Annotated in this window: 14 protein-coding genes and 2 pseudogenes; 10 read left to right on the top strand and 6 right to left on the bottom strand. The window is 30.5% G+C overall.

Annotation, left to right across the window (positions count from 1 at the left end):
• Positions 1-374: 374 nt before the first annotated feature.
• The 8 genes and pseudogenes from VLK81_RS09205 (at position 375) to VLK81_RS09175 (ending at position 7,410) form a co-directional block, all read left to right on the top strand.
• Positions 375-2,171: a peptide ABC transporter substrate-binding protein gene (locus VLK81_RS09205; protein WP_324620345.1), complete on the top strand. Its 1,797-nt coding sequence runs from the start codon at positions 375-377 to the stop codon at positions 2,169-2,171.
• 124 nt (positions 2,172-2,295) lie between these two features.
• Positions 2,296-3,228, top strand: coding sequence for an ABC transporter permease (locus tag VLK81_RS09200; RefSeq protein WP_324620343.1), 933 nt, complete (start codon positions 2,296-2,298; stop codon positions 3,226-3,228).
• 1 nt (position 3,229) lies between these two features.
• Positions 3,230-4,162 carry an ABC transporter permease gene (locus VLK81_RS09195; RefSeq protein ID WP_324620341.1) on the top strand — a complete coding sequence of 311 codons (933 nt, stop codon included), beginning with the start codon at positions 3,230-3,232 and terminating at the stop codon, positions 4,160-4,162.
• 6 nt (positions 4,163-4,168) lie between these two features.
• Entirely contained in the window at positions 4,169-5,236 is a 1,068-nt protein-coding gene (locus tag VLK81_RS09190) for an ABC transporter ATP-binding protein (protein ID WP_324620339.1), read from the top strand.
• Positions 5,236-6,191 (top strand): annotated as a pseudogene (locus VLK81_RS09185) (ABC transporter ATP-binding protein); the annotation flags it as partial. The gene VLK81_RS09190 and the pseudogene VLK81_RS09185, both read left to right, overlap by 1 nt.
• A gap of 271 nt (positions 6,192-6,462) precedes the next feature.
• Positions 6,463-6,672 (top strand): annotated as a pseudogene (locus VLK81_RS09805) (small multi-drug export protein); the annotation flags it as partial.
• A 4-nt stretch (positions 6,673-6,676) separates the two neighbouring features.
• Positions 6,677-6,916 carry a small multi-drug export protein gene (locus VLK81_RS09180; protein ID WP_324620337.1) on the top strand — a complete coding sequence of 80 codons (240 nt, stop codon included), beginning with the start codon at positions 6,677-6,679 and terminating at the stop codon, positions 6,914-6,916.
• Positions 6,916-7,410, top strand: a complete 495-nt coding sequence (locus VLK81_RS09175; RefSeq protein ID WP_324620336.1) for a GNAT family N-acetyltransferase — start codon at positions 6,916-6,918, stop codon at positions 7,408-7,410. The genes VLK81_RS09180 and VLK81_RS09175 overlap by 1 nt, the downstream gene beginning before the upstream one ends.
• A 206-nt stretch (positions 7,411-7,616) precedes the next feature.
• Here VLK81_RS09175 and VLK81_RS09170 read toward each other — a convergent pair whose 3' ends face one another.
• From VLK81_RS09170 to VLK81_RS09160, 3 genes are all read right to left on the bottom strand, one after another.
• Positions 7,617-9,005 carry a leucyl aminopeptidase gene (locus tag VLK81_RS09170; protein WP_324620335.1) on the bottom strand — a complete coding sequence of 463 codons (1,389 nt, stop codon included), beginning with the start codon at positions 9,003-9,005 and terminating at the stop codon, positions 7,617-7,619.
• A gap of 39 nt (positions 9,006-9,044) precedes the next feature.
• Positions 9,045-9,689 carry a 50S ribosomal protein L25 gene (locus tag VLK81_RS09165; RefSeq protein ID WP_324620333.1) on the bottom strand — a complete coding sequence of 215 codons (645 nt, stop codon included), beginning with the start codon at positions 9,687-9,689 and terminating at the stop codon, positions 9,045-9,047.
• A 63-nt stretch (positions 9,690-9,752) separates the two neighbouring features.
• Positions 9,753-9,998 carry a pro-sigmaK processing inhibitor BofA family protein gene (locus VLK81_RS09160; protein WP_324620331.1) on the bottom strand — a complete coding sequence of 82 codons (246 nt, stop codon included), beginning with the start codon at positions 9,996-9,998 and terminating at the stop codon, positions 9,753-9,755.
• 104 nt (positions 9,999-10,102) lie between these two features.
• Here VLK81_RS09160 and VLK81_RS09155 point away from each other — a divergent pair, with 104 nt between their 5' ends.
• Positions 10,103-11,098, top strand: a complete 996-nt coding sequence (locus VLK81_RS09155; protein ID WP_324620329.1) for a serine hydrolase — start codon at positions 10,103-10,105, stop codon at positions 11,096-11,098.
• Between the two features lie 114 nt (positions 11,099-11,212).
• Here the strand turns inward: VLK81_RS09155 and VLK81_RS09150 are convergent, their stop codons facing one another.
• From VLK81_RS09150 to VLK81_RS09140, 3 genes are all read right to left on the bottom strand, one after another.
• On the bottom strand, positions 11,213-12,094 hold the full coding sequence (locus VLK81_RS09150; RefSeq protein WP_324620327.1) for an IS3 family transposase: 882 nt from the start codon (positions 12,092-12,094) through the stop codon (positions 11,213-11,215).
• Positions 12,082-12,633 carry a helix-turn-helix domain-containing protein gene (locus tag VLK81_RS09145; RefSeq protein WP_324620325.1) on the bottom strand — a complete coding sequence of 184 codons (552 nt, stop codon included), beginning with the start codon at positions 12,631-12,633 and terminating at the stop codon, positions 12,082-12,084. The genes VLK81_RS09150 and VLK81_RS09145 overlap by 13 nt, the downstream gene beginning before the upstream one ends.
• A gap of 76 nt (positions 12,634-12,709) precedes the next feature.
• Positions 12,710-13,060 (bottom strand): FMN-binding protein, encoded by a 351-nt coding sequence (locus VLK81_RS09140; RefSeq protein ID WP_324620323.1) that lies wholly within the window; start codon positions 13,058-13,060, stop codon positions 12,710-12,712.
• A 103-nt stretch (positions 13,061-13,163) separates the two neighbouring features.
• On the opposite strand from VLK81_RS09140, the gene VLK81_RS09135 reads away from it, so the two are divergent.
• The gene (locus tag VLK81_RS09135; protein ID WP_324620515.1) at positions 13,164-14,642 is read left to right on the top strand and encodes an aminotransferase class I/II-fold pyridoxal phosphate-dependent enzyme; all 1,479 of its coding nucleotides are present in this window, start codon (positions 13,164-13,166) and stop codon (positions 14,640-14,642) included.
• Positions 14,643-14,660 lie beyond the last annotated feature (18 nt).

Below are 14,660 nucleotides of genomic sequence, written 5' to 3'. Positions count from 1 at the left end.
ATAAAAATATACAATGAATAAAATACTAAAGATTTTTTAACTATTATTTTATATTCAGAAAAGACAATAATTTTAAAAAATAAATTTGGGAAAATATTTTTTTTATCTTAAATTACTATTTAAATTAAATTTAAATAATAAAAATTTCAACAAACATTATAAAATAGAGGATGATAAAAAATCTTTACTTTTTGAATTATGATCTTAAAGTTATTAAAATATCAATCGGGAAAAGGAATTTCATTTTATTAAAAAATTCTAGAATTTGCATATTGTTAGTTTATGATATAAAATAAGTAACTGAACGTAAGGGATAAAAATTTTGGGAAATAGTTTTTATCTATTAACGTTAATTTTAAGGAGGGAGTTTTTAAATGAAAACTAAAAGAATTTTAGCTTTATTATTAGCTGCTATGGTTATGGTTTTTGGACTTGTAGCTTGTAATAAAGAAAATAAACCATCTGATACTGAAAACAAAACTCAAACAACAGATGAAAACAAAAAAGATGACACTAATAAAACAGAAGAGCCTGCTGGTGATGATAATACAGCAGATAACACAAGTGGGGATAAGAAACAACCTACTGGAACACCAGATAAGGATCAATTCCTAAATGTTTTAATTGACGCTCAACCTAACACTTTAGACCCATCAAAGGGATCTGATATGTATGGTAATACAGTTCTATTAAATACATTAGAACCACTTGTTCGTATTGCTCAAAATAAAGATGATCCAGCTGTAGCTGATTATGTTCCTGCAGGAGCTGCTTCTTGGGAAACTTCAGAAGACGGATTAGTTTGGACTTTCAAATTAAATGATAACAAATGGTCAGACGGAACACCTGTTACTGCAAAAGACTATGAATTTGGTATCAAGAGATCAGCTGATCCTAATACTGCTTCACCTTTTGCAAATACAATTTATCCTATTAAGAATGGAGAAGCTGTAAACAAGGGTGACAAACCAGTTGAAGAATTAGGAGTTAAGGCTCTTGATGAAAAGACTCTAGAAATTACTCTTGAAAAACCATTTGGATATTTCCTAGACTTAGTTATTATGAGAACATATTTCCCACAAAGAGAAGACATGGTAAAACAATTTGCTGATCTTTATGCTACAGCACCTGAAAACACTCCATCTTGCGGACCTTTCATTTTAGATTCATGGTTAGTTAACTCAAGTCTAGAATTTAAGAAAAATCCAGAATTCTGGAATGCTGAAAATGTTCTATTAGACAAAGTTCATGCACAAATTATTCAAGATGCTAACACTATCAATACAGCTCTAGAAACTGGACAAATTGACTTTGCGTCTATTGGAGATCCTTCAAAACAAGCTCAATTCAAAGAAAATCCAGAATTAACTTATACAAGAAGAGAAAATCCATGGACAGGATATTTACTATTTAACTTCAATGAAAATTCTCCTGTTTCAAAATCAGCAAAGATAAGACAAGCAATTGCAGTAGCTCTTGATAGACAAGAATTAATCGATGCTACAATGGACGGAAACCCTGTTCCAGCATACTCATTTGTTCCACCAACAATGCAACTTCAAACTAAGACTTTCAATACAAGCGGCGAAGGCCCTCTTAAAGAAGTTATAGATGAAGTTAAAGACCCTAAGGCTCTTTTAATTGAAGGAATGAAAGAAGCAGGTCTTGGAGAAGATCCATCTAAACTTGAAATTAAATTCGAAGGTTCATCAAATGATCCTAAATCAAGACTTATGTCAGAATTTATTAAACAAGATATCGAAAGCAAATTAGGTATTAAATTAAATGTAACTGATAACGACTGGAACGCATTCTCAGCTAAGTTAAATTCAGGCGAATTTGATATTTGCTGGTTAGCATGGGGAGCTGATTTCAACGATCCATCTAACTTCCTTGAAACTTTATGGTCAAAAGCACCAGCTTATGAATCACAAGGATATAAGAACGAAAAATATGATGAATTAATCGAAAAAGCTCAAGCAAGTGGAGATGCTGACGAAAGAATCAAAGATTTAAAAGAAGCTGAAAAAATTCTTATTAAAGATGATATGGCTATAGCACCTATCAACCATTCAATTTCTAACATATTTAGAAAATTCTATGTAGTTGGAGCACAAGAAAACTTCTTCCAAACTATGGGATGGCAAACAATGCATACTGAAGGTAGATAATCTTACCTTTAACTGTAATAAAAAATTGATATAAGGAAATAGCCTAGCTATTTCCTTATATCTAATTTTACAGATAATACAAATTATATAATTTGTAAATACTTAAAAAAATAGGAGTTTTAAAATGTTAAAGTATATACTAAAACGTATAGGTTTCATGATAGTTACTCTTTTTGTAATTACTGTAACTACATTTTACCTAATGCACACAGTTCCAGGAGACCCATTAGGTAAAATGGCTCAAAGAAATCTACCGCCTCAAGTTAGAGCAAACTTTGAAGCCAAATATGGATTAAATGAACCAGTACACAAACAGTTATTTATGTTCTTAAAAAACTTTTTTACCGATGGAGACCTTGGAGAGTCAATTATCTATCCAGGAATGAAGGTTACTAGTACAATTAAGAAAAATGCTCCAATTTCTGCTAAAATTGGTTTTTCTTCTTTAGTTGTTGGGGTGTTTATAGGTATTTTATTTGGAATAATAGCAGCACTTAACCGTAATAGGTGGCCAGATTATGTAATTATATTTCTAGCTATAGTAGGGGTTACTGTTCCATCATTTGTACTTGCACCTCTACTACAATATGTATTTTCAGTAAAATTAAAATTACTACCAGCTTATGGCTGGGGAAGTAAACTTTCATGGGTTCTTCCAATGATAGCCTTATCATTTGGAACTATTGCAACTTATGCACGTTATATGAGATCTTCTGTTCTAGAAGTTATAAACTCAGACTATATATTAACAGCGGAAGCAAAGGGAGTAAGTTACGGTGGAGTAATTAGAAAGCATGTTTTAAGAAATGCTATTATCCCATCACTTACAATCTTAGGTGGTCAAATATCTGGAATCTTTGCGGGATCATTCGTTATTGAAAAGATTTTCTCTATACCTGGACTTGGATTTTATCTAGTTAAATCAGTATCTGACATGGACTTTCCTATGATAGTAGGTACTACAGTATTCTTTGGATTTTTATTCCTTGTAGCGCAACTTGTAGTAGATATTTTATATGGTATAGTTGACCCTAGAATAAAACTTTCGGAGGATTAATATGGAAAATAATAATTTAAATTTAGATAAAGAACTCTTTAGACCAGTTCCTAAAGACAAGGAAGAGGCTGAATTAATAGCTAGACCTTCACTTACATTTTGGCAAGATGTTTGGATGAGACTTAAGTCAAATCCTGTAGCTATTGGATCAATGATTCTTTTACTACTTCTTGTTCTTATGTGTGCTGTAGGTCCATATTTCAATAAGTATGAATTTAATACTATGGTTTCAAAGCTAAAAGACATTCCACCAAATGGTGAGTTTTGGTTTGGAACAGATATTTCTGGCCGTGATATTTTCACAAGAGTTTGGGTTGCTGGTAGAGCTTCTCTTATTATTGGTATATCATGCGCTTTCGTTTCAACAGTTGTAGGTGTAATTTATGGATCTATTGCAGGTTTTGTTGGAGGCAAGGCTGATATTATAATGATGAGAATCGTAGAAATTCTTTCATCTCTACCTTACCTTTTAATAGTTATTCTTGTTCAAATTAGATTAAATTCAAGAGAACTTTGGTCTATTGTATTAGCTCTTACTCTAGTTTCTTGGACTGGAACTGCAAGACTTATTCGTGCTGAAGTTCTTAAACTTAAAAATCAAGAATTTGTATTAGCAGCTAGAACATTGGGAGTTTCAGACTGGCAAATAATTAAGAAGCATTTAATTCCAAATGCTCTTCCAGTAGTTATTGTAGGTATTACATTTGATATTCCAGGATTTATTTTCTCTGAATCCTTCTTATCATACTTAGGTATTGGGCTTCAAGCTCCAAATACATCTTGGGGTATTATGGCTTCAGAAGCAACTCAAAACCTTATGAACCACCCATATCAAATGTTTTTCCCATCTTTAATGATAGCACTCACTATGCTTGGCTTTACTCTATTAGGAGATGGCCTAAGAGATGCACTTGATCCAAAGCTAAGGAAGTAGGTAAATATGGAAAAAAATATAAAAAACAATGATAATAAAGTTAGTGAAAATGATAAAAGCAAAGTTTTGCTAAATGTAGAAAACTTAAGCGTTTCTTTTAATACTTATGCTGGAGAAGTAAAGGCTGTAAGAGGTGTTAGCTTCCATGTTAACAGAGGAGAAACCTTGGCCTTTGTAGGAGAATCTGGATGCGGTAAATCTGTTACAGCAAAATCAGTTATGAGACTTCTTCCAAAAAGAAATGCAGAAATAAAAAAAGGCTCCATTATAACTTACGATGGAGAAGATGTCTTAAAAATGGATAATAAAAGACTAACTCAGCTTAGAGGTGGAGATATTTCTATGATTTTCCAGGACCCAATGACATCTTTAAATCCAACTATGAAAATTGGTAATCAAATTATAGAGGCTTTAAAAATTCATAGAAATATGAGTGGAAAGGAAGCTAAAGATGAAGCTGCAAAGCTACTTGATATAGTTCAGATTCCTGAAGCTAGGAAGAGACTTTCAGCATATCCTCATGAGCTATCAGGAGGAATGAGACAGAGAGTTATGATAGCAATTGCTCTATCTTGTTCTCCTAATTTACTGATAGCTGATGAACCAACAACGGCTCTAGATGTAACTATTCAAGCTCAAATCTTAGATCTTTTAAACAAGCTTAAAGAGGAACTTGATACAGCTATTATACTTGTTACTCATGACCTTGGAGTTGTTGCTAATTTTGCAGATAGAATTCAGGTAATGTATGCTGGAGAGATTGTCGAAGAGGGAACTACAAGGGAAATATTCAATGAATCTAGACATCCATATACTTGGGCTCTATTAAACTCTATTCCAAAGGTTAACCAAAAAGATCAAGACCTTAGAGCACTTGGTGGAACTCCTCCAGATTTACTATTACCTTTAAAGGGATGTCCTTTTGCACCTAGGTGTTCAAAAGCTATGGCTGTTTGTAAAATGCATCATCCTTCAAAGACTGGCAAATCTGATACTCACTCAGTAAGATGTTTCCTAGAACATCCAAATGCACCTGAAATAGACTATGATGCGATGAGAAGGGGTGAATACTAATGGAAAATAAAAAAGTATTACTTGATGTAAAAAACCTTTCCAAATATTTTAATGTAAAGGGTCAAGATCTAAAAGCTGTTGATGATGTTAGCTTTAAGATTAATGAAGGGGAAACATTTGGCCTAGTAGGAGAGTCTGGCTGTGGCAAGACAACTTGTGGTAGAACTATTCTTGGCATGTATAAGGCCACTAAGGGAGAAGTTTTATATAATGGTAAAGACATCCACTCTCTAAAAGGAAAGGAAGCCTTAGATTTTAAAAAACATGGTCAATATATTTTTCAAGACCCATACGCTTCCCTTGACCCTAGAATGACTGTTGGTGAAATTATAGCAGAAGGTTTATATGTTCATTTTCCAAAAATGAACGAAGCTGAAAGAAAAAAAAGTTGTAAATACTCTTTTAGATGAAGTAGGATTAAATAAAGAGCACGCTTTAAGATATCCTCATGAATTATCAGGTGGTCAAAGACAGAGAGTTGGGATTGCAAGATCTCTTGCAGTAGAACCATCTTTCATAGTTTGTGATGAACCTATATCAGCACTTGATGTTTCTGTTCAAGCTCAAATAGTTAATCTTTTAAATCATCTTCAAAAGGAGAAAAAAATTAACTTATCTTTTTATCTCCCATGATCTTTCAATGGTAAAACATATTTCAGATAGACTTGGAGTTATGTATTTGGGATCTCTAGTAGAGCTTGCGGATTCTGAAAAGGTATATAATAAACCTCTTCATCCATATACTAAAGCTTTAATGTCAGCAATTCCAGTACCTGATCCTGATCACAATTCAGATATTGAAAACAGGATTCATCTTGAAGGAGAAGTTCCATCACCTATAAATGCTCCAAAGGGATGCAAGTTTGTTACTAGATGTCCAAATGCAATGGATATTTGTAGACAAAAAAGACCAGACTTTTTAGAAGTTGAAAATGATCACTTTGTTAGCTGCCATCTTTTCCAAGAAGGAAGAAGCGTTGAAGAAGCTGAAGAAATCCAAAGAAAACAACTTGAAAAGAATGCTCAAATTAAGCTAGAAGAAGAAAAGAAGAAGATAGCTAAATTAAAAGAAAATAAAAAATAAAACTTTGGCATAGAGGAATTTACCCTATGCCTTTTTTACATAATTAAAATCTCATTTTTCATAGACGAAATAAATGATAAATAAGTGTAACTATAAGTTTAAATCTTAAATTTATTTGTTATAATATAATAGAGGTGCTTATATGATTTCTAATATTTATCTATATACTTTTTTTATAGCTATGGTTCCAGTAATAGAGCTTAGAGGAGCTATACCTATAGGGGTTTCACTTGGTCTAAGTCATATAGAGGCTTTTATAGTTAGTTTTATAGGATCAATTATTCCAATTTCATTTGTTATATACTTATTTAGGCCGGTAGCTTCAACTTTACGAAATACCTTTTTAAAGAAATTTTTTGATAAAATTGAAAAAAAAAGCCATAAAAAATGGAGAATATGTAAAGAGGTTAGGACTTTTCGGACTTTTTCTTTTTGTAGCAATCCCACTTCCAGGAACAGGAATATATTCAGGTTCACTTATAGCAGCTTTTCTAAATATTAGACTAAAACATGCACTTACTATAATAGCTTGTGGGAATTTTGTGGCAGGCCTAATAGTTATGATTCTAACTTATGGTATAGGAAGGATATTTTAATGGAATATATAAATTTAAATGAAAGTGATTTAATTTGTATTAAAGATTTTGAAGAATTTAATATTTTTCAACTTTATGATATTTTGAAAAGTAGGCAGGACATTTTTGTGGTTGAACAAAAATCTCCCTACAATGACATAGACGACTTAGATAAAATTTGTAAGCACATGATTTACTACTCTAATGGTGAATTTGCTGGTTATATGAGGCTTATACCAAGATATGATTCAAGAGAGTATTCAAGTATGGGAAGATTTAATGTTCCAAAAAAGTTTAGGGGAAAAGGTATTGGTGGGAAAATCTTTTTAGAGGCAGTTAGATATATATTTGAAAATTTTGAAGATGAGAAAATAGAAATTGATGCTGAAACATATTTAACTGAGCCTTATGAAAGGTTTGGTTTTAAAAAAATATCTGAAGCATATATACTAGATGGGGTAAGCCATACCAGGATGGAGATAAGTAAAAAGTTATTTTCTGAGAAATATTTATAATAAACTTAAAATAAGTAAGGTTATTTTGGGATGCAATCTTTATGGCTGCATTCATTTTCTTTATATTTTATTATTTAATTTATAGATGTTTTTCTAATAACTATAAAAGATCTCTTAATTATTTATAGAGTTAAGGTTTAATGAAATTATTAATGCCCTCTCTACTTTTTTAGTAGGGAGGGCAATTTTTTTTAATTTCTTAAAATTTATTTTTCGTTTTTTATAAAATTATAAAGTGATTTTACTGGAATTCCAGTTGAACCTTCTGGATAGAAAGAAAAAGCTTTTGAAACATGTGCTGGGCCAGCTATATCAAGATGCACCCAAGGGTAATTCATTACGAAATTTTCTAAAAATAGGCCAGCTGTTATTGCTCCGCCAGAAGAGTATGTTGAATTTTTTATATCTCCAAGATCTCCTTTTATTTCTTCTCTAAGTTCATCGTTTGAAGGTAGTTCACAAACATATTCTAAAGATTCATCAAAAGCATTTTTAACTCTAGCCATTAGATCTTTATTATTTGTAACAGCCCCAGTAGTATAATTACCAAGTCCAACTACGCAGGCTCCAGTAAGAGTTGCAAGATCAATTATTTCTTTTGGATCTAATTTTACTGCTGAGTAGTAAAGGGCATCTGCAAGTGTAAGCCTACCTTCAGCATCAGTATTTATAACTTCAATAGTGTCACCCTTCATTGATCCAATAATATCTCCATTTTTATAGGCTTTACCTGAAACCATATTTTCACATGCTGCAACTACACCGATTACATTTTTTTCGATTTTATTTTTTGCAGCTGCGTAAAGAGCACCTATTACTGATGCAGATCCAGCCATATCAGCCTTCATAGTGAGCATACCTTTTGCTGGTTTAAGTGCATATCCACCAGAGTCGTAAGTTAGTCCTTTACCTACAAGAACGATTGGCTTTTCATCTTTTCTAGGAAGATATTTCATAACTATAAGTTTTGGCTCTTTGTCTGATCCTTCAGCTACAGCAAGAAATGCTTCCATTTTAAGCTTTTTTATTTCTTCTTTTGAATAAACTTCGACTTTTATTCCTAATTTTTCTAGATTTTCTTTTGCTTCATTTGCAAGAGTTTCAGGGTAAAGGTCGTTACTAGGAGTATTGACTAAATCTCTAGTTAAATTTACGCCTTCAATTATATTTTCTATTTCTTCTTTTTCCTTGCTATAATCACTTGTTTCAAAAGAAATGTTTATTTCTTTTTTCTTTGACTCTTTTTTATATTTATCAAAAGAGTAATTTGCATGTAAAAATCCTTCAAGCATGGACTTGAAAATTTCTCTTTCATTTTCTTTAGGTATTATTACGCTAAATGAGTCAAAATTCTCTTCTTTTGCTCTATTAAATAGATTCTTTGATCCGATAATTAAATTTTTCTTGTCATCTGGATTTGATAGTAGAAGAAGTAAAATTTCTTTATCTTGGTCTATATAATATTTAATGTTTGGTTTATCGTATGAAATTTCTTTCTTTTCTAAAAAAGAATCTAGCTTTGCATTTCCAGTAGAAGCATTTTCAAATTTTACATAAACTTTTTTTTCAAAGTTTTTATTAAAAGTAATATTCATTTTTCCTCCTATTAAAAAAGACCCCATAGGGTCTTATAATTATTCTTCGCCTTCTTCGCCCTTTTCAGTTTCATCAACTGTTGGAACTTCAGCTGCACTTTCTTCTGTTTCTTCTTCAACAGTTTCTTCTCTTGGTTCTTGTAGAGTACATACAATTTCTTCAAGATCTTCGTGAATTTGAAGCTTATCATTATTAGCTATATCTAAGTCTTTAACCATTATTGAGTCTCCAATTTGCATATCTCTTACATCGACAATTGCAAATTCAGGAATATCAGATGGAAGACATTCGATTTCTATTTCACTAATTATTTGATTTAATATTGAAGGTTGAACTCTAATTTCATCTCTACCTTCAAGCATAATTGGAATTGAAATTCTAAGAGCTTCTTTCATATTGATTCTGAAAAAATCAGCGTGAGTATAGTTGTTTTTATATGGATGTTTTACAATTTCTTTAAAAAGAGCAGGAATAGTAGTTCCTTCATATTCTAAATCTAGAATAACAGAAGTACCACAATCTAAGTATGCTCTATTTAATTCTTTTTCTTCAACTTGTATATTTAAATTATCTTCACCTTTTCCATATACAACAGCAGGAATTAAGTTTTGTCTTCTAAGCTTCTTATTGCTGTTAGTACCAACACTATCTCTCTTCATTACTTTAAGTTTAGTGTCTGCCAAAATATTGACCTCCCTTATATTTAGTCTACTACTTATTATAACAAAATATTTTTAAAATGTCTATTATATGTTAAAAAGAATTATAAATATAATTCCAGCTAGTCCAAAAACTCCTACTATTAATGAATTTAAAAAATTTAGATTTATATTGTAACCAAAAAAACTAGCTATTAAATTAAAAACAAATATACCTATAATTCCTGAAATCGAATTTATAAAAACTTTAGATATTATTTTTGCAGAAACTTGTAGTATTTTAAGTATGAGTATTAGAACAAGCATTCCAGCAATAGCAACTAAAAATTCCATTAAATCACCTCAATTAATTATATCATAGAATTTTTTTAATTGAAGAATTTAAATATATGCTATACAATATAAATAGATATGAGAGTTAAGGAGTGTAATATTATTTGAAAATTTTTAAAAAAATACTAAGTATTCTTTTTATAGGATTATGTATTTTACTTATTTATTTAATTATTTTTAGCTATAAAGCTGAAGGTAAAAAGTCTAGTAATAGGATTCCAAAAAATAAAGATTATTCTTATGAGATTTATGATGACTATTTAATAGATAGTTTAGAGCTTTTAGGATTTTCTAATTTAGAAAATGAAGAAAAAATAGAGCCTATTATTATAAATTATGACTGGGAAGAGGAAAATAGTATTGATATAGAAAAAATTAAAAATGAAATCTATGACTATTTAGATTCAAATAATATACCATTAGATTTAATTGGAATTTCTTTTTATGATGTGACTAGTGATAGGGGATTTGGAATCAATGAAAATGAATTATTTTTGGCAGCTTCTACGATGAAAGTTCCTATAAATGTCTATACTTATGACATAGTGAATAAGAAAGGCTTAAGTCTATCTAGAATAATGAATTACAACAAAAATAATTTTGAAGAAGGAACTGGTGTTATCCAGTTTGATAAATTTGGCAGCATCTACTCTCTTAAAGACATTTTAAGACTTTCTATTACTGAATCCGACAATGTTGCTACAAATATGCTCTATGGTCTTTTGGGATGGTATGGAGGATACTATCTCTTAGATCAGCTTCACGACTATTATGGAATTTCTTCAACGAAAGGTAATTATATTAGTCCAAAAGAGGCTCTTAAAATGTTAATAAGGGTTTATGATGGCAGGTATGATAGTTACAAACTGCTTTATAATGATATGGCAAATACGGTCTATAATGAATATGCTACTTTTTATTTTAATGATGACAAGGGAGTTCATCATAAAACGGGTGATTATGATGGGTATTATAATGATATTGTAATTGTAGAAGGGGAAAATACTTTTATATTTACAATTTATACTAATAATATTGATAGTCCAATTGAAACGCTTCAGGATTTAGGCGAAATTATCTATGATAATTCAAAAAGATAAAAAACCACCATTTTTATAAGGTGACCCCAAAAAGTTGGACTTTATACCAGAGACATTTAGAAATATTTGTCTCTGGTTTTTTTGTCCTCATATTTCCCCTAGGGGAAATCGCAGCTAAGCTGCATTCAATTTCCTATATTCAACTGGACTTAAATATCCAAGTTTTTCTTTTATTCTATCTTCATTGTAATATTTTATATATTCTTCTATTGTCTTTTTTAGTTCGTTAAATGATTTAAACGTTCTACCATAGTAAATTTCTTGTTTTAATATCCCGAAGAAATTCTCCATAGGAGAATTATCTAAGCAATTTCCTTTTCTTGACATACTCTGTAAAATTCCATTAGATTCTAATTTTTCAGTATATTGTTTTAATTGATATGCCCATCCTTGATCTGAATGGAATATTCTTTTAAACTTGCAATCTGAAGTCTTTGAAATTGCTTCTTCAAGTGATGTTATTATTGCATCTAATGTAGGTGAAGTTGTTATTGAATAGCTAATGATTTCTCCATTAAACATATCCAAGAAAGGATTTAAGTAAAGTTTTTTTACTTGCATATTCCCATACTTATCTGTTTCATAGTATTTGAATTCACTTGTATCTGTTGTGATTTTTTGATGTACTACAGATGTTTTAAATCTTCTTTTTATCCTATTTGGTGCTACTTTACCTACTGTTCCCTTGTATGAGTAATATTTTCTTGATTTACGTGCAAAGTTTGTTACCTGAAGTTTCAGCTTCTGTACCAACCTTTGAACTTTTTTCTTGTTTATTAAAATTCCAAGTCTTCTAAGCATCGCATGTATTCTTCTGTATCCATAGTTTGGATTATCTTTTCTCATTTTCTTGATTTGATTCTCAAAGGCTTCATCTTTATTTTTTCTATCAAATCTTTTTTGCCAATACATGTATGTTGATTTTGGAAAATTAAATTGTTTAAGTAAATCTTTTAGTGGATATTTTTCTCTTAATGAGTGAATTATTCTAGCCATTCTCTCATTTTCTGATCTTCCTCGTCCTCTAATTCCATCTTTTTTTTTAGAAAATCTATTTCCATTTGTGCCCAGTAAAGCTTATCTTTAAGTTCAGCAATTTCGTCTATCCCTTCCTTAGAATATTCTTTCTTTACTTGTTCTTTTTCTTTTTCATTATTTTTATCTTTAGTCATACTTGAAGGTCTTCCTCTCTTTTTAGGTCTAAGTCCATCAAGTCCTTGATTTCTAAAATCAATTACCCATCTAGCAATGATCGCTGGATTATTAATCTTAAATTGATTAGAAAGTTCTTGATAGGACATTTCTCCTGTTAAGTACAAGTTTACTATATTCTTCTTAAATTCGAAAGAGTAACTATTATTTTTTCTAGAAATTTTTAAGCCTTCATATCCTTGTGTTTTGTATGAATTTACCCATCTTCTGACTACTGAATGATCACTGAGTCCATATTTATCAGTTAAATATTTATATCCTCCTTCTTTATTTAAGTATTCTTGTACTATTTTCATCTTAAATTCTGTACTATATTTTGTCATGAAAAAACTGACCTCCTCAAAGTTGGTTTTTTTAGGTCCAACTTTTTGGGGTCAGTTCATTAAATGGTGGTTTAATTTATTTGGCGTCTCTAGCTTCTTCAAGTGCATGATTAAGTGCTTCTTTAAAACCTTCTGTAGTTTCTGTAGCTCCTGCTATAACATCTATTTTATCTGAATTTTTTTCCACTGCATCTTTTACAAGACTTTCAAGTGCTACTCCTCCAAGTTCATCGTTTTCTCCATGGTCTAAAACTTTTATTGATTCTATTTTTTTATCATCGTTTATAACAACTGATATTTTGATTTTTTTATCTTTATTGTGACCGTTTCCTTCGGATTCGTATGTACCTGGTTTAAGTGATTTAAAGCATCCTGTTAAACTTAAAATTAGGCTTAAGAAAAATATTTTTTTAAATAATTTCTTCATTTGATTCTCCTTTTTTTATTTTTAATTATGTATTAATTATAGTTAATAAATTTTTTACTGTCAATTGATTTTTTTGCTAATTCCCCTTAAATAAACTTGAAATATTCTTATTTTAACTTATAATATAATTATAATAAAAAATATAGAAAAGAGGTATATTGATATAAAAACTCCAATTTACAACAAATTAAAAGAATTAAGTCAACACCAGGTTGTAGACTTTCAGTTTCCTGGTCATAGGAAAAGAACATTCGATGGTTTAGACTACAATTTACTACCAATGTTTGATACTACTGAAACATTTGGCACAGACAATCTTCATAGTCCAGAGGGAATTATTGAAGAATCTATGGAAGAAATAGCAAGAGTTTATGGAGTGAAGCACTCACTTTATGTTGTTAATGGTTCCACTGGAGCCCTTCATATAGCACTTATGAGTGCTACAAATCCTGGCGATAGAATATTAATTCAAAGAAACTCTCATATTGGAGTTTACAATGGAGCTATTTTATCTGGCCTTGATGTTGAATATTTGATGCCTTATTACGATCAAGAAAATCAAGTAGTGGGCGACTTAAAAAAAGAAGAAGTTTTAAAGGTTTTAAGTGAAAATGAAGATGTTAAAGCAATTGTACTGCTTCATCCATCTTTTTATGGAATTTGTGGTAATTTAAAGGAAATTATTGATATTTGCCATGAAAGAAATATTATAGTTATTGTAGATGAAGCCCATGGTCCTCATATGTATTTTAACGACAGACTTCCAAAGTCTGCTTGTGAACTTGGAGCTGACCTTATTATTCACTCTAGTCACAAAACTCTTCCAGCTATGACTCAAACTGCCCTACTACATGTTAATAGTGATAGGGTTGATATTGATGATGTTAGACTAATGAGTAGAATGCTTCAAACTACTTCTCCATCTTATATTTTTATGACTAATACGGAGCTTGCTGTTAATTTTACAGATTCTGAGAATGGAAGAAAAAGACTTTCTGATATTTGTGAAGCTATAGACGAATTAGAAGAAAAGTTATCTAATGTTAAAGGAATTCATGTTCTTTCTAGAAAACAAGATGAACTTTTCTATTCTAGGGATTTTACTAAGCTCATGATAGAAATAGAAGGTATAAAGGGTGCAAGACTTAGGAATATTCTCCATGAAGATTATTCAATTGATATGGAGTATGCTGATTTAAGACATGTTATAGGGATTGTTACTCTTATGAATACTAGGGAAGATATAGTAAAACTATATGAAGCTATTTTAGATATAAACGAAAATTATGAAAAAATTAAAATACATGAGTTTGAAAATCCTCTAATTAGACCAGACGTTGTTATGTCTATTTCAAAAGCTTTCTATGCCAATTCAGAAATTTTAAAACTAGAAGATGCAGTTGGAAGAATTTCTGCTTCTTATATTAATCCCTATCCACCTGGAATTCCTCAACTTGCACCAGGAGAAAGGATTACTAAAGAACATTTAGACTTAGTTAAAGAACTTTCAGAGGTTGGAATTTCTATAGTTGGTTTAAAAGGAAAGGATAAAAATTTAATTAAAGTAGTTGTAGAAGAATAAGAATTTAGAAAGGGGATA

The organism is Citroniella saccharovorans (genome assembly GCF_035481615.1).
Classification (GTDB): Bacteria; Bacillota; Clostridia; order Tissierellales; family Peptoniphilaceae; genus Citroniella; species Citroniella saccharovorans.
Note: the sequence above shows the minus strand (reverse complement) of the source record. Positions and strands in the feature narration are given on the sequence as shown.